The 13,947-nt window shown below is 49.1% G+C and carries 17 protein-coding genes; 5 read left to right on the top strand and 12 right to left on the bottom strand.

The annotated features are described in order from the left end of the window. Nucleotides 1–69: 69 nt before the first annotated feature. The 6 genes from J2Y43_RS23400 to J2Y43_RS23375 all read right to left on the bottom strand — a co-directional run bounded on the left by J2Y43_RS23400 (nt 70) and on the right by J2Y43_RS23375 (nt 5,420). Entirely contained in the window at nt 70–792 is a 723-nt protein-coding gene (locus J2Y43_RS23400; RefSeq protein WP_223406091.1) for an RluA family pseudouridine synthase, read from the bottom strand. Between the two features lie 131 nt (nt 793–923). Beyond that, complete coding sequence (locus J2Y43_RS23395; protein ID WP_223406093.1) at nt 924–1,634, bottom strand: ABC transporter ATP-binding protein; 711 nt, start codon at nt 1,632–1,634, stop codon at nt 924–926. Between the two features lie 37 nt (nt 1,635–1,671). Continuing rightward, the gene (locus J2Y43_RS23390; protein WP_309988858.1) at nt 1,672–2,127 is read right to left on the bottom strand and encodes a hypothetical protein; all 456 of its coding nucleotides are present in this window, start codon (nt 2,125–2,127) and stop codon (nt 1,672–1,674) included. A 40-nt stretch (nt 2,128–2,167) separates the two neighbouring features. Then, nucleotides 2,168–4,828 carry a hypothetical protein gene (locus J2Y43_RS23385; RefSeq protein WP_309988861.1) on the bottom strand — a complete coding sequence of 887 codons (2,661 nt, stop codon included), beginning with the start codon at nt 4,826–4,828 and terminating at the stop codon, nt 2,168–2,170. Between the two features lie 26 nt (nt 4,829–4,854). Next, on the bottom strand, nt 4,855–5,187 hold the full coding sequence (locus tag J2Y43_RS23380; protein ID WP_309988864.1) for a DUF5615 family PIN-like protein: 333 nt from the start codon (nt 5,185–5,187) through the stop codon (nt 4,855–4,857). Then, on the bottom strand, nt 5,187–5,420 hold the full coding sequence (locus tag J2Y43_RS23375; protein WP_309988867.1) for a DUF433 domain-containing protein: 234 nt from the start codon (nt 5,418–5,420) through the stop codon (nt 5,187–5,189). The genes J2Y43_RS23380 and J2Y43_RS23375 overlap by 1 nt, the downstream gene beginning before the upstream one ends. Before the next feature lie 266 nt (nt 5,421–5,686). Between J2Y43_RS23375 and atpD the strand changes: the two genes are divergently transcribed. Both atpD and atpC read left to right on the top strand, forming a co-directional pair. Continuing rightward, nucleotides 5,687–7,201, top strand: a complete 1,515-nt coding sequence (gene atpD / locus J2Y43_RS23370) for a F0F1 ATP synthase subunit beta (RefSeq protein ID WP_223406103.1) — start codon at nt 5,687–5,689, stop codon at nt 7,199–7,201. Between the two features lie 88 nt (nt 7,202–7,289). After that, nucleotides 7,290–7,532: an ATP synthase F1 subunit epsilon gene (gene atpC, locus J2Y43_RS23365; RefSeq protein ID WP_223406105.1), complete on the top strand. Its 243-nt coding sequence runs from the start codon at nt 7,290–7,292 to the stop codon at nt 7,530–7,532. A 61-nt stretch (nt 7,533–7,593) separates the two neighbouring features. Here the strand turns inward: atpC and J2Y43_RS23360 are convergent, their stop codons facing one another. Both J2Y43_RS23360 and J2Y43_RS23355 read right to left on the bottom strand, forming a co-directional pair. Continuing rightward, on the bottom strand, nt 7,594–8,007 hold the full coding sequence (locus J2Y43_RS23360; protein WP_309988871.1) for a putative toxin-antitoxin system toxin component, PIN family: 414 nt from the start codon (nt 8,005–8,007) through the stop codon (nt 7,594–7,596). Further along, nucleotides 8,007–8,237 (bottom strand): hypothetical protein, encoded by a 231-nt coding sequence (locus J2Y43_RS23355; protein WP_309988874.1) that lies wholly within the window; start codon nt 8,235–8,237, stop codon nt 8,007–8,009. Before J2Y43_RS23355 ends, J2Y43_RS23360 begins: the two co-directional genes overlap by 1 nt. Nucleotides 8,238–8,459: 222 nt before the next feature. Here J2Y43_RS23355 and J2Y43_RS23350 point away from each other — a divergent pair, with 222 nt between their 5' ends. Together J2Y43_RS23350 and J2Y43_RS23345 are read left to right on the top strand one after the other, a co-directional pair. After that, nucleotides 8,460–8,657, top strand: coding sequence for a hypothetical protein (locus tag J2Y43_RS23350; protein WP_309988877.1), 198 nt, complete (start codon nt 8,460–8,462; stop codon nt 8,655–8,657). Next, nucleotides 8,632–9,003, top strand: coding sequence for a PIN domain-containing protein (locus J2Y43_RS23345; protein ID WP_309988880.1), 372 nt, complete (start codon nt 8,632–8,634; stop codon nt 9,001–9,003). The genes J2Y43_RS23350 and J2Y43_RS23345 overlap by 26 nt, the downstream gene beginning before the upstream one ends. Here the strand turns inward: J2Y43_RS23345 and J2Y43_RS23340 are convergent. The 4 genes from J2Y43_RS23340 to J2Y43_RS23325 all read right to left on the bottom strand — a co-directional run bounded on the left by J2Y43_RS23340 (nt 9,000) and on the right by J2Y43_RS23325 (nt 12,642). Then, nucleotides 9,000–9,704, bottom strand: coding sequence for a hypothetical protein (locus J2Y43_RS23340; RefSeq protein ID WP_309988883.1), 705 nt, complete (start codon nt 9,702–9,704; stop codon nt 9,000–9,002). The two genes, J2Y43_RS23345 and J2Y43_RS23340, sit on opposite strands and share 4 nt — an antisense overlap. Nucleotides 9,705–9,827: 123 nt before the next feature. Then, entirely contained in the window at nt 9,828–10,568 is a 741-nt protein-coding gene (locus tag J2Y43_RS23335) for an intradiol ring-cleavage dioxygenase (protein WP_309988886.1), read from the bottom strand. 122 nt (nt 10,569–10,690) lie between these two features. Then, the gene (locus tag J2Y43_RS23330) at nt 10,691–11,386 is read right to left on the bottom strand and encodes a LytTR family DNA-binding domain-containing protein (protein WP_309988887.1); all 696 of its coding nucleotides are present in this window, start codon (nt 11,384–11,386) and stop codon (nt 10,691–10,693) included. After that, nucleotides 11,383–12,642 carry a sensor histidine kinase gene (locus J2Y43_RS23325; RefSeq protein WP_310226653.1) on the bottom strand — a complete coding sequence of 420 codons (1,260 nt, stop codon included), beginning with the start codon at nt 12,640–12,642 and terminating at the stop codon, nt 11,383–11,385. The genes J2Y43_RS23330 and J2Y43_RS23325 overlap by 4 nt, the downstream gene beginning before the upstream one ends. Here J2Y43_RS23325 and J2Y43_RS23320 point away from each other — a divergent pair. Beyond that, nucleotides 12,608–13,942: an APC family permease gene (locus J2Y43_RS23320; RefSeq protein WP_309988892.1), complete on the top strand. Its 1,335-nt coding sequence runs from the start codon at nt 12,608–12,610 to the stop codon at nt 13,940–13,942. The two genes, J2Y43_RS23325 and J2Y43_RS23320, sit on opposite strands and share 35 nt — an antisense overlap. Nucleotides 13,943–13,947: the final 5 nt, after the last annotated feature.

Raw genomic sequence — 13,947 nt, 5'->3', positions numbered from 1 at the left:
TTAGGTTTTTTGAATGAAAAAAGATGAATAAACGTACACAACTTTTAACATTCAACAAAAACCGTGCTATTACACCCCAAATTTATTGAGCTGCTTCACCAGCACTTCAAAATCCTTGGGGTAAGGCGCCTCCACGCGTATATCCTCGCCGTTCATAACCGCAAAGGAAAGCGATCGCGCATGCAATGCAACCCGCTGAATAAGAGGCTGTTCCTCAGTGTCTTTTTTGAGATTGAACTTCCTTTTCAGGCTTGAAAGGAAAATAGGCTCGCCGCCATATTGCGGATCGTTCACGATCGGCGCTTTGAGGCACGACAAATGTACCCGGATCTGGTGCATACGCCCTGTAATGGGGATACATTCCACTAAAGTATAGCCGCGATATACCTGCAAAGTATTGAATATCGTCTCCGCTTCCTTTCCTTCCGCCCGGTCGATCTTCACCGCGGTTCCGTTCTTCAATGGCAGGATCGGCAGATAAACCGACACGCCTTCCAGGTCGTGGATACCGTTCACTACCGCGTGGTACCGCTTGGTAACTTCGCGATGCTCGAACTGCATTGCCAGATGCCGATAAGCAGCCGGATTTTTGGCGAATGCCAATGCACCGGAAGTCTCCTTATCGAGGCGGTGGGCGGCTTGTAATTCGGGATTATATTCTTTGGCAAGTCTCAGCACGCTACCACCGCGGTCGGCCGTACGCTCATCCAGCGTTGCCAGATGCGGCGGTTTGTTCACCACTAAAAAATCCTCGTCCTCGAATATGATAATGTCTTTGAAATTGATCTTCATGATATTGCTATAAAAATAATCCGGATGATGCGCCTCATCGGGCCATTCATCCGGATTCTCTCGGCCACTGGCCTTTATCCGTTACAAAGATAATTATACTATTTGTTTCTGTAAACTTCTTTGGGTCGCATCTAAACCAACGCACTCACCTTCGTAGGGTTCGGGTTGATGGTGTCCGACTCTACGAGCCCGTCGCGGAGGCGCACGATGCGGTGTGCATAATGCGCGATGTCTTCTTCGTGGGTTACCATCACGATCGTGTTGCCTTTGCTGTAAAGCTGGTCGAACAGGTCCATGATTTCGTAAGAAGTTTTGGAGTCAAGGTTACCGGTCGGTTCGTCGGCAAGCAGGATACTCGGTTCGTTTACGAGCGCACGCGCAATGGCGACGCGCTGGCGCTGACCACCCGAGAGTTCATTCGGCTTATGCCCTGCCCGATTCTCCAATCCTACGTTTTTGAGGGACTGCATCGCCTTTTCCGTCCTGTCGGCCTTACTCAACCCTGCGTAAATGAGCGGCAATGCCACATTATCCAGCGACGACATCCTCGGAAGCAGGTTAAATGTCTGGAATACAAACCCGATTTCCTTATTACGGATCTCCGCCAACTCGTTTTCCGTCATGTCGCTCACGTCTTTGTTATTCAGGACATATCTTCCGGTCGTAGGCGTATCGAGGCAGCCGATAATGTTCATCAAAGTCGATTTCCCCGAGCCCGACGGCCCCATAAACGCCACATATTCCCCCTTGTTAACCGAAATTGTAACGGATTTGAGCGCCTGGATAATCTCGCTACCCATTATGTAGCGTTTGGCGATCTCGCTGGTTTCTATGATTTTCATGAAGACGATTTTTCAGTAGGAATATAGCTGTTATGAGTCAGGATGCAGATGAAATTTTATGAAAAAACCCATGCACAAAAAATGAAGCCAGGATCACCGGCGGGGGAATGTCCTCATTAATCACTTGTCCTTCCCGCTTCCAGAACCCCGCAGACTCAAACCGCGCTTCGGATTTGCCATCGCTCACTGCCCATTTGCCGCGCAGCCACGAATCGAGCCTCCAGTAGTAATGCACGCCATCGTAGGTAATCTGCGCTTTGCTCCGAAAAACGTTGTAATCGATGGTACCCAGCACATTTTTCCCTTCGATGTCGCATATTTCGGTGCGCGATTGGAAAAATCCTTTACTCTTGAATGTGAGCATGTAGCCGTCCAGCTCACCGCGGCCGTCGTATTTCCAAAGGGTCGTTTTCAGTATCCCGGCGATAACTTTACCCCGGAAAATCCGGCATTCCGTTTCAGTGAAATTGGATTTCCAGGACAAAGCCGCCATTGATGAAGAGTAATTTTGAGATGGCTAAAATATTAAATCATCAAAATTCCGCTCTTTGTTTTTCGATAAGTGCCCGCATGGGCTGATAGCGCGTCAGAAAACGCTGATAACCGGCAGGCAATGCATACTGCTTTACCTTCGCTTCCCCCTCCGCCGCCTGCCCCAGCAAGCCTTGTTCAAGGTTCAGCAATGCGTATTGTTCCCAAAGTTCGGGGGCATATTCATTGTATCGCAATGCATCCAGCACCAGTTGATAAGCCTGCTTCACTTGCTTTTTGCCACGGTAATATTCCGACGCCGCCGACACAATGCGCGCATCGAACGGATTAGCACGCACGGCACTTTGAATGTTTTGCGGAGAAGGCGATTTTGAAACCACGGCAAACAATGAATCTGTTACCGATTTCGGTCTGACACCGGCGAATAATGACTGTTTCAGCTGCTCTATCGCCGCATTTTGCTGCTTATCCTGGATTTTATCGAGCAATACCACGGCCACCTCCTTTTTATCGGACAATGCATTCGCTACCGCCATCCCGATCGTCCCTTCGATCCCTTCCACAGGAGATAATGCTTCGATCGCCTTATCGTACAGCCCGAGTTGCAGGAGCCAGTGCCCTAATATTTTATGGTACAAATCACTCTTTTCTCCTTCCTCCGCCGCCCAGCCGGTGAGCGTTTCCAGTGCTTTTAATTTGTTCCCGCTATAAAATTCCGGGTACAATGCCGCGAGGGACAAATCCTGCGATAGTACCGGATTTTTTACCGCCAGTTTCGGTAACAATGCAGCCGGTAAGGAATCAAATGCAGCCTGATTTGTGGCATAATTGAGTAAATAAGCGAGAGATGAGACGCTCAAAAGCGAATCTTTCGGGACCGCATTCTTGTTAAAATCCTCTTTATGAAACTGCTGTCTCATATTCTGAACTGCCAGCCAGTTGGCATGCCAGGAAAGGTAATCGTGCTTAGCGGAACCCGCAGCAAGGGAATCCAGCAGGCCCGCATCGGTACTTTTAGCGAGGATTGCGAGCAGGTTCGTCGCCGGGATTTCCGGGCGGGCTGCGTTCGCCTTTGCCAAATCCAGGTAATAGTAAGCCGAATCGGCGACATTGGTTTTAGAATAAAGCATTCCAAGGTTGTTCAGCAACTCGCCATTGGCCGGGAAGCGGCGGAGGCCTTCCTGTAAGCTGTATACGGCGTCAAAAAACAGGCTTTCCTGGACTAGGATGCCGCTCAGGCCCGCGTACGCCTGCGGCGAAGGGTTTTTCAATAACGACTGCCTAAAATAGTACGCCGCCGCATTACGGTCACCCTGTTTCAATGCGATCGACGCCAACGCATAGTTCGATTTATGGTTTTGAAACTCCTGCTGCAATGCAAGTTTATAGTACTGTTCGGCAAGGGTAAACTCCTCTGTGGTGGCATGCAAATCCCCCAATCCATTGAAATAACCGGCAATCGCCTGATTGAGAGGAAGGAGCCGTTGCATGGAGAACAATATCACTACCCCCGCAAAACCGAAAAGCCGTGTTTGCGTCAGCCCGAAACGGAGTGGTTTGTACAAAACCTTATAAACAGCCAGTCTCTGCTGAAACAGCTCGTAGAAATTGATCAACACATAAAACAGGAAAAGCAGGCCCATCGCCAGCTGCCCCTGCACAATGGTATCTTCCAGCGTTTCGAGCACGGGGTCGTTTGCGGTACCAGCCATTAACCCGCCAAATGAAGCCGCAACAATAAACAACCCGATGTAAAGCCAGAAACCCGTAGTCCTGAATGGAAGCAGCCCCTGGGTAGAGTCCGCCCGACGCCGGAACCCCCATATACCGAGTACGCCCGATACTAATGCGAGGTAAAAAGGATTGATCAAAGTCACATTCCAGTCTATTTGCCGGGTATTTTGGAGGTATATCAACAATAATAGCAGCAGATACAGCACGCTGATCACGACGAACTGCACCAATCCCGAGCGCCCTTTGCCGGACTGTCCGCTAGTGCTAAGCCAAACAAGGCCCGCCATTATTTCAGTCGCGGAAACCAGCAGGAAGAGCATGGTAGCAACGAGCCACAACGGAAAGGAATAGGCGGCTGCCGTGAGCGCAGGAACCGGCGATACCGACCCGAATGCAACCACTACTGCTAACAACAATGAAACACCGGCAATGCCCGCAATGCGTGTACCGATGCCCAGATCGGGCCGGAATGCATGAAAATAGTAGGAAACACCTCCGTACAAAACAGTAGCCGAAAGGAACAAAAGGCGGTTTTCAGCCCCGAAAACACGTAATGTTTCCAATCTCGCGAATGCGAGGAATAAAATGAAAAGGATCGTTCCTGCCAGGTACCAGAACCTCGACAAGGTCGTCAACGCAGCGAGCACGAGCGAAAGGCCGAGCAATGCACCGATCCAGAACAGATAAACCGTCACCGGATTGACCTCCATCACCGATGACATAAAGCTCTCTGTCACCAGGTGCGTGGGCGTCGAAATACCATATTGCCATTGTCCGAGTTGCAGCACATCCACCACGGCCGTCGTTTCCGACAGCTCGCTTACCACATTCCACCGCACCACATTTCCCAGCGGATCGATGCATTGCCAAACGAGGAAAGCCAGGCCTAAAATCAAAACCAGGAAAGCACCGACAGCCATCCGCCGCTCGGACGGCGACCATACCTTCCAGAAAAGTAAATCGTTCATATTAAGTATTTTAAATCAGAAACCAGTCAGAAACCGGTTATCTCCACCAGATCGTTCGTTTCGAGCAAAGTCAATGCTGACGCCAAATTTGCCTCGAAAATTTCTTTCAATCTATTTTTGGATGTACTTCCGCAGGTCAGCCAAATGACTTTCGGTGGACTGCCAAAGCGGTTTAGCAACGAAACAAAATCGTCGTCCTTGGTGATGACAATCGCATTTTTTGTTTTGGAAAAAGCAAATATCTCTTCATCCTCAGCATGACGGAGATTGAGAAACTGCGCAGAAAAGCATGGAATTTCGAATATCTCGGTGATCCAGACAGCGAGCGCCGGAGGCAGTTGGGCGTCTAGTATGATCATCAGGCCGCTTGCAGAACGGGGTGATTAAGTTTGGCGGCTGCATAAAGGAGGCAAGCCGTAATATCTTCCGGTTCGAGGTCGGGCAGCTCTTCTTTCACAATCTGTTCCGGCGTAAGACCGGCTGCCAACAACTCGATCACATCGGTCACGCGGATACGCATATTCCTGATGCAAGGTTTGCCCCCGCATTGTTTAGGATTAAATGTAATACGTTCCAAAAGTTGCGTGTTCATCTGCATTTTGTCGGTGTTCAATTCAAATTTAGGCGATTTTAGCAACTATCTCAAACCGTTGAGTGGTTCCGGGTATGGTCAAAAAGTTCCCGCTTCACCCCTCTCAAACCCACTTTCCGGAAATATTAAACACAGTTTTCGGGAAAAACGGGTGATTTTCTAAAAAATATCCAAATTTTCGCCTCGTCTGCTATTGGTACTGACCAAATTATCTCCTACTTTTGCGGTCTGAAAAAAACCTCATCCGAGATAATCAAAATTATATAATGGCAAACGCAGCAAACGTAGGAAAAATTACGCAGGTAATTGGCCCGGTTGTAGACGTATCATTTGAGGACAGCGGACGTATCCCTGCGATCCTTGATGCGTTGGAAGTCATCAAACCAAACGGTCAGAAAGTAGTTCTTGAGTGCCAGCAGCACCTGGGCGAAGACCGTATCCGTACTATCGCGATGGATAGTACAGAAGGTATGCAACGCGGCATGCAGGTTACTCCGCTTGGAGCGCCTATCAAAATGCCAATCGGCGAAGGCATCAAAGGACGTCTGTTCAACGTAATCGGTGAAGCGATCGACGGTCTTACTCCGTTGGATTCTTCAAATGGTATCTCCATTCACCGCGCGGCTCCCAAATTCGAAGAGCTGGCAACCGCTACCGAGGTACTTTTCACAGGTATCAAGGTAATCGACCTTCTTGCTCCTTACGTAAAAGGTGGTAAGATCGGTTTGTTCGGTGGTGCGGGTGTAGGTAAAACCGTATTGATCCAGGAGCTGATCAACAACATCGCGAAAGCATATTCCGGTCTTTCGGTATTCGCCGGTGTGGGTGAGCGTACACGTGAAGGTAATGACCTGATGCGTGAGATGATCGAAGCGGGTATCATCAAATACGGCGAGGATTTCAAGCACAGCATGGAAGAAGGCGGCTGGGATATCTCCAAAGTTGATTATAATACACTGAAAGATTCGCAGGCGACATTCGTGTTCGGCCAGATGAACGAACCTCCTGGCGCACGTGCTCGTGTAGCTTTGTCAGGTTTGACCATGGCTGAGTATTTCCGTGACGGAGATGGCGAAGGTCAAGGCCGCGATATCCTTTTCTTTATCGATAACATTTTCCGTTTTACACAAGCTGGTTCAGAGGTATCCGCTCTTTTGGGACGTATGCCATCTGCGGTAGGTTACCAGCCTACGCTTGCTACTGAAATGGGCCAGATGCAGGAGCGTATCACCTCTACAAAACGTGGTTCAATCACTTCCGTACAAGCGGTTTACGTACCTGCGGATGACTTGACTGACCCTGCGCCTGCAACAACATTTGCCCACTTGGATGCTACGACCGTATTGAGCCGTAAAGTATCTGAGAAAGGTATCTACCCTGCTGTGGATCCGCTTGACTCCGCTTCACGTATCTTGAATGCTGAAACACTCGGTGCAGCTCACTACGACTGTGCACAACGTGTGAAAAACATTCTTCAGCGTTACAAAGAATTGCAGGATATCATCGCGATCCTTGGTATGGAAGAACTTTCCGAAGAGGACAAACTGGTTGTATCACGTGCACGTCGCGTAGAGCGCTTCCTTTCGCAGCCATTCTTCGTTGCTGAGCAGTTCACAGGTTTGAAAGGTGTATTGGTAGATATCAATGATACTATCAAAGGCTTCAACCTGATCATGGACGGTGCTTACGATCACCTTCCTGAAATGGCTTTCAACCTCGTTGGAACCATCGAAGACGCTCAGGCGAAAGGAGAAAAAATGCTGGCGGAAGCAGGCCGGTAAGTTATAGAGTTCATGAGTTTATGAGTCCATGAGTATAGTCTCATAAACTCTAAACTCATAGGCTCATAAGCTCATAAACTTTCTAATCATGCATTTAGAAATCATTACCCCAGATAAAAAGGTATTTGCCGGCGAGGCGAATGCCGTAACATTACCGGGTACAGAAGGACAGTTTCAGGTTCTGAACCGTCACGCGCCGCTGGTCAGCACGCTGGGCAAAGGTGATGTGGTAGTCGATACCGGCGCTGCAAAGCAAAACTTCGTCATCGACGGTGGTGTTGTGGAAGTGCTGAATAACAAAGTATTGGTTCTCGCCGAAGCAGTTCTTTAAGAATATACATTTAATGCAAAACCGCGGATGCTGTGAAAACGGCATCCGCGGTTTTTGTGTTTTATGGTAAGGTCAAAATGTCTAAAAAGGCTTGCAGACGAACAATTGGAATTTCTTCGAAAGATCCTAGTTCCAACAAGCCCCGCTTATCACCGGTTACAATATATTCTGCCTTGCCGTCTCTGGCTAATGCGAGAATGAAATTGTCCTCAGGATCCGGGCTGGCATCGATAACGGATGTTACGACAACAGGTTTTAGGCGCCGTTTTAACGAACTGATAAACTCATCGGCATCCTCAATTGTAATGTATTTCCGGAACTTCTCACGATAAGCGACTTCGGAGATCTCTTCTAAAAGGGTGATATCAGCCAATATCTGAATATTCTCATTCAAGAAAATGCGCTCCAACTTAGCCCGGTGCGTTTTTCCGATGAGAGCACTGATATAGTCTGTGGTGTCAATGACTATATGCACTACTTCGCATTTCTAGCCGCCCGAACTGCTTTTATCTCGGCAAGAATTTCGTCTTCTGTGATATCTGGATCCGTTTGTGGTAAACGGCTAGAAAGCTTCGCCCATTCACTACGAAAGTCTGCAAATGAATTTTGCGGCTCAGCCTTTCTGATTGTCAAAAATTTCAAGTTCTTCAATAGCTCCAACACGAATGGAGCTTCATTCTCTGGGATATCGATCGTTATTTCCATAGTTATGTGTATTTACCTTAACACGAATATAACATGGAAACCTCAATTTTGATTGTGTTGAAAGATAAGTCCAAGTCCAACAATAGCAAAATTTGCCGTTGCGGAGAACCTGCATAGGATCTATCCACCTCCTGATCATCCAGTACGGCTGTTCACACATTTATCAATTTCCTTATGTCTTTTCAGCTTATTTTTAATTTATCAACCCAACCACTGCTAACCATGAAAGTGATTTTGAAAAAAGGTCAAATGCTAAATGAGGTATTTTCCCCTACTGCACATTCGAAGGTTTTTCCGCCTGCCGCATTCAGCGCAAACGGGAAAAAACTTAATGCTCAAAAATTTGTAGGCGTAATCAAATTTAATGACGACATCCAGAAAACCGATCGAGAAAATGAGTGGAACCAAGATCCTGATTGACACAGATATTGCGATCAACATCTTTAGAGGCGATCAACATCTGGCTGTACTTTTGCAAGACACAGAAGCTTACATTTCCATTGTTGGCGAATTGGAATTATTGGGTTATCGAGCAATACCCGTCGAGGAAGGGCCTTGGGTTGAAAAGTTTTTGAATGAATGCATAGTCATCGGCCTGATTGATGGAATCAAGGAAATTGCCATTTACATCCAGCGTCAATACAATCTCACACTCCCCGACGCCATAATTGCTGCTACATCCATTTTCCTGGGTATTCCACTTTTGTCGACAGACGATCACTTCGAAAGAGTTAAAGAGCTGATTTTCATATTTTATCAGCCCTAATCTCCAATATCAATCACCAACAAAATCGCCCTATTCGACAACGCCTCGAATTCTATCGCTTCCGCATTACCCAAGGCCAATCCATCCCGCCGTTCCAGCAGCCGGTTCTGCACTTCAAATGCCCCTTCGATCACGAAAATGAATGCGTTATGACCCGCATTCCCGCTGGCGAAAATACCTTCTTCCCGACCGTCGTATTGGCCTATAAACAGCTGCGTGGCACTTCCGTTATGCCCACCTACCGGAAGAAGGACATTTTTCTCACTTAAATCAAATTGAACAGTGATGCCTGATAATGGCATCGGGGTGCTTAAAAACGAACTGTCATTGATCCTGATCTGCAAATAGTTGATCGCCTCATCAGGATATGGATTGGTAATAGTATAGACTCCATCGGGCGACGCAGGCAAAAACAACGCCTCTCCGGAGTTGACGAACCTCGGCTCCCTACCCTTTTCCCCGACCTCGATCGCCCCCACCACCGGCAACAAAATGATCTGACAAAACCGCTCCACCCGCAATGCATGACTGCATTCCGGCATCAGCGTCTCATCATTCAGGACTTCCAGCGTGCCGAACGGCCCGCGATCGGCAGCATGGTATTCCTCAAAATTGAAAGTCCTGAAACTCCGGAAGCCATCCGCCAGAAACTGCCCGCGAAAGCTTTCGAGATATATTTGAGCTTGGGTTGTTGGGAACATAGATGTATACTTCGGCTTTCGGCCGTCGGCTGTCGGCTTGACTAGTATTTCAGCGGTCGGCGGTCCAAAATCCTGCATTAAACAAAAAAGTCCGACTGCCGAAAGCCGACAGCCGAAGTCAAATTAAGCACTTACCACAATTGCGTGGGTCAATACATACCCTGCGGAAACGCTGCCGGTAACAGTCGACAGCTCGGTGCTTACGCCGTCGCCGAAGACGTTATCTCTCGCATTCGTGGTGTCGGCCTGGCCGTGGCTCGCGTACACGCCCTGCGCAAATACAACCTTGCTGATTTCTTCCGGAAATGCGATTTGAGTCACCAGCAACGATTTTCCGCTCGCATTATACACGTGTACATGAATGTGCACCGCGCGACCCGAGTACCAACCCGGATAAATGCTCGTGAAAGTCACAAGGCCATTGGCATCGGTCGTCTGGCGACCGCGGAGGAAATGCACGCTCGTGTAGTTTGTCGACTGCATACCTGTGCCGCCGTACTCAGAGTAATTACCTGCCGCATCACAATGCCAGATATCCACCAATGCACCTGCCAGGCCTTCACAGCTGTTGTTTTTATTCTGAATAGTGATGTTGACCGTCAGCTTGGTTCCGGTGCGGTCGGAAGTAATGTCGTTCGAAACCAGGCTCGCGGGCGATTTCGTCGGGAATGGCCCTTCTGTTTCGGAGGCCGTCGTGGTGCAGGTTCCGGAGGTAGAGCCCGAAGTACTACCGGACGTTGTACCGGTTGTGTCAGTTGAGGTTTCTACGGGATCCACAGTATCATTGGAGCAGCTGATCACGGGTATGATCGCCGCCAGTCCCAATGCCGAAAATCCTTTTTTCAAAAATTCTTTGCGTTCCATAATTGCAGCAGTTCTGTGAGTTCAAATACATTATCGTATCTGTTTCTCCCTTTGTTGCGGAACAAGCGGATTGTATCGGTCAATGGCCCGATTTTACCGGTGAATCGGCAGGCTTGCTGAAATCAGGTTTGCTGGTTCTTCCATTTTTCGATGAAGTCGACATAGCTGTCGCTTACGGGTAACTCAGCGCCCGACAAAAGCTTAACTTTCTTATTCTGAATAGATTTCACCTGTAAATTGGGCACGATATAGCTCCGGTGAATTCTGCTGAAGCCGTTTTCGGGTAAAATTTCAAGAATCCCTTTCAGCGACATGAGCGTCATGACCGGGTGACGGGAACTCAGCAAATGGATTTTAATATAATCTTCCATTCCCTCGATATAGGCAATGTCATTCGATGCAATCTTGATCGCCCTGTACTCCGAACGGACCACGATAGACTCCCCCTTTTCTCTCGCTTTTTTCAGTTCGAAACGTTCGGCAGCCTTTTGCACCGCCTTTTCGAAACGTTCAATTGAAATCGGTTTCAAAAGGTAATCCACCGCTTCGAGTTCAAAACCCTCATAGGCGAATTTCTTATGAGCAGTCGTAAAAACGACCATCGGCCTGTTGTCCAGCCTGGCAACCAGCTCCAATCCCGACAAGTCGGGCATATTGATGTCTATGAAAAGCAAATCCACCACATTGGCTTTCAGAAACCGGCCACCTTCAATCGCATCGTCGAACATTGCGGTTAATTCCAGCACCGGAAATGCGGCAATGTATTTTTCGAGTACGCTCAACGCCAGCGGCTCGTCGTCAATGATCACGCATTTCATCGTCCCAAGAGTTTTAAATGCACAGTAAAAAGCTCCCCGTCATTACGTATATCGAGGTCGTACGATCCGCTATAAAGTAAATCGAGCCGTTTCCGGGTATTCAAAATACCTACCCCTGTACGCTCCTCATCCTTGCTCCGTTCAATAATCCGGTTTTGGCAAAAGAATCGAACAGAGTCCCCCAGAATCTCGACGGCAATGCGTATCACCGATTCCCGGTGATTACTTACACCGTATTTAAATGCATTTTCCACGAAAGTCATCAGGATCAGGGGCGCAATTTTAATGCCTTCCGCCTGGCCTTTTACGCTGAAATCCAGACTGGTTTTGGCATTCAACCGCAACTTTTGCAACTCCACATAGTTTTCGAGGCAAGCAAGCTCATCTTCCAGCGGAACGTAGTTTTCGGTCGCCTCCTCGGTAATGTACCGCATCATTTGCGACAATTTGAGAATGCTCGGCGCCGTATGCGCGCTGCTGCTCACGGCCAGGGCATAAATGTTGTTGAGGGTATTGAAAAGAAAATGCGGGTTGATCTGCGCCTTGAAAAACGAAAGCTCGGCATGAGCCTTCTCGGCCTCGTAAAGAATCGCCCGCCGCTCCGACTGCCGCCATTCCTGCGAAAGGCGAATCGCCATGGCTATCGCCCAAACGACCATGAAAAGCGTCAGACTCACGAAATCGACGGCCCTTTCCTGTCCAGGCCGCGGCATCCGGCGGGGTTTGGGACCTTGCGGCGGACCGGGCGGGCGGCCCTCACCGAATCCATCCCGCGGCGGCTCGGGCATCACTTCCCTACCCCGCTGCTCCTCCTGAAACTTCCTGAATATGAGCTTCTCAAAGGGCTGCGAAAAATAAATCGATATAAATAGCCCCACAAATACGCCTCCATAGGCCACATAATGCTGTTTCAGATACAGCTTAGGGATCAACACCCGCAAATTGCCGTAAAACAATATCGCATATACCAGGAAAAACAGCCAGAACCAGCCCGATTGCAGCACCTGCACGGGAAAATCAGCACGAGGCGCACGCGAAACAATCGTGAGCGGCAGGCTCATAAACAGTACCCATCCCAACAAATGAATGATCCAAAGGTTCTTAGCCCTAAACATGGCGGCGTGATGGAAATTGGCGATTGCGCGGTATTTGATGACGAAGATAGGAGTTACATTCAGAAAAAGTTTTCTATTTTCGAAAAGCACATTTTCACTCCCACCCATGCAGCAACCTTCTACCCGAAACGAACTTTTCAAGATCCTGGGCGTCGGATTCGGCGTCGCCGTGACCGTCGGCGGCACCATCGGCACCGGCATTCTACGGAAGCCGGGCCCTATTGCGGCGCAGCTGGGCGATCCAGGGCTGATCATGGCGCTGTGGGTCGGAGTGAGCCTCTACGCATTTCTTGGAACGTTATGTACGATCGAACTCGGCACGTCGGTCCCGCGGGCGGGGGCGTGGTACGTGTATGCACAGCGTGCGTTCGGGAATTACGCAGGCTTCGTGGTCGGGATCAACAGCTGGCTGGGCACCTGTTCGGCGCTGGGTTTCGGGGTATATACGATGAGCGAATACCTGGCACTGCTGCTTCCCTCCCTGGCCGGTTTTGAATCGTATGTGGCAGCGGCTATCCTGCTCGCACTCACGGTCATACACTGGATCGGGCTGGCATTGGCGAGCAGTTTTCAGAACATCATGAGCTTGCTGAAAGGTATCGGGCTCTTCGCATTCGTGGCGGTTTGTTATTTGTATGGCAATGAGGTTACTGTGGAAGAAGCGCAGGTCACCACGAGCAAAATCATCGAAACGGGCTCCTGGATAGCGCCCGTGGTTTTCTCTTTACAAGCCATATTTTACACCTACGACGGCTGGCATACTGCGGCCTATTTTTCCGAAGAAGACCGTGATCCTTCCAAAAACCTGCCCAAATCGATGATCGGGGGGGTTTTAGTCATCATTGCCATTTACCTGCTCTGCAATCTTGCCATTCTCCACGTGTTGCCAATGGACCGGCTCGCACAATCGAAACTGGCCGCGGCCGATGCAATTACCCTGATTTTCGGCGAAGGTTCCGGCAAAATTGTGACCCTGTTCCTGATGATTTCAATTCTCGGCATCGTCAATGCGCAGCTGTTGTTCAATCCCCGCGTGCTCTACTCCATGAGCCGCGACGGACTGTTCCTCAGATCCGGCGTTACCGTGAACCAGGGCGGCACGCCGGCAGTGGCAATGCTCATTACCTCCGCAGTGGCTATCACATTGATTCTCACCGGAAAAGACGCGACAGAAAAACTATCCGACATCGCGACGTTCTTTTTTGTTCTCGGCTACACCTCCGGATTTGCCTCGCTGCTCGCATTACGAAAAAAAGAACCCGATTTGCCCAGGCCATGGAAAGTCCCCGCCTACCCTTTTCTGCCTGTATTAATGCTGATTCTGTCCATCGCTTTTCTGGTCGGCGCCATCATTCAGGACCTTCCGAGCAGCCAGTATGCACTGCTATTCCTTGTGATAAGCTATCCCGTTTATTTGCTGGTTAGTAAGCTGAATCAGTAGAATTA

Origin of the sequence: Dyadobacter sp. BE31, from assembly GCF_031457695.1 — a bacterium.
Taxonomy (GTDB): domain Bacteria; phylum Bacteroidota; class Bacteroidia; order Cytophagales; family Spirosomataceae; genus Dyadobacter.
This window is presented reverse-complemented; position numbering and strand designations above follow the sequence as displayed.

What these genes read in the sequence shown, in the direction of transcription:
- J2Y43_RS23400 (WP_223406091.1), bottom strand. Translation starts at nt 792, where the DNA reads ATGAAGATCAATTTCAAAGACATTATCATATTCGAGGACGAGGATTTT.
- J2Y43_RS23395 (WP_223406093.1), bottom strand. Translation starts at nt 1,634, where the DNA reads ATGAAAATCATAGAAACCAGCGAGATCGCCAAACGCTACATAATGGGT.
- J2Y43_RS23390 (WP_309988858.1), bottom strand. Translation starts at nt 2,127, where the DNA reads ATGGCGGCTTTGTCCTGGAAATCCAATTTCACTGAAACGGAATGCCGG.
- J2Y43_RS23385 (WP_309988861.1), bottom strand. Translation starts at nt 4,828, where the DNA reads ATGAACGATTTACTTTTCTGGAAGGTATGGTCGCCGTCCGAGCGGCGG.
- J2Y43_RS23380 (WP_309988864.1), bottom strand. Translation starts at nt 5,187, where the DNA reads ATGATCATACTAGACGCCCAACTGCCTCCGGCGCTCGCTGTCTGGATC.
- J2Y43_RS23375 (WP_309988867.1), bottom strand. Translation starts at nt 5,420, where the DNA reads ATGAACACGCAACTTTTGGAACGTATTACATTTAATCCTAAACAATGC.
- atpD (WP_223406103.1), top strand. Translation starts at nt 5,687, where the DNA reads ATGGCAAACGCAGCAAACGTAGGAAAAATTACGCAGGTAATTGGCCCG.
- atpC (WP_223406105.1), top strand. Translation starts at nt 7,290, where the DNA reads ATGCATTTAGAAATCATTACCCCAGATAAAAAGGTATTTGCCGGCGAG.
- J2Y43_RS23355 (WP_309988874.1), bottom strand. Translation starts at nt 8,237, where the DNA reads ATGGAAATAACGATCGATATCCCAGAGAATGAAGCTCCATTCGTGTTG.
- J2Y43_RS23350 (WP_309988877.1), top strand. Translation starts at nt 8,460, where the DNA reads ATGAAAGTGATTTTGAAAAAAGGTCAAATGCTAAATGAGGTATTTTCC.
- J2Y43_RS23345 (WP_309988880.1), top strand. Translation starts at nt 8,632, where the DNA reads ATGAGTGGAACCAAGATCCTGATTGACACAGATATTGCGATCAACATC.
- J2Y43_RS23340 (WP_309988883.1), bottom strand. Translation starts at nt 9,704, where the DNA reads ATGTTCCCAACAACCCAAGCTCAAATATATCTCGAAAGCTTTCGCGGG.
- J2Y43_RS23335 (WP_309988886.1), bottom strand. Translation starts at nt 10,568, where the DNA reads ATGGAACGCAAAGAATTTTTGAAAAAAGGATTTTCGGCATTGGGACTG.
- J2Y43_RS23330 (WP_309988887.1), bottom strand. Translation starts at nt 11,386, where the DNA reads ATGAAATGCGTGATCATTGACGACGAGCCGCTGGCGTTGAGCGTACTC.
- J2Y43_RS23320 (WP_309988892.1), top strand. Translation starts at nt 12,608, where the DNA reads ATGCAGCAACCTTCTACCCGAAACGAACTTTTCAAGATCCTGGGCGTC.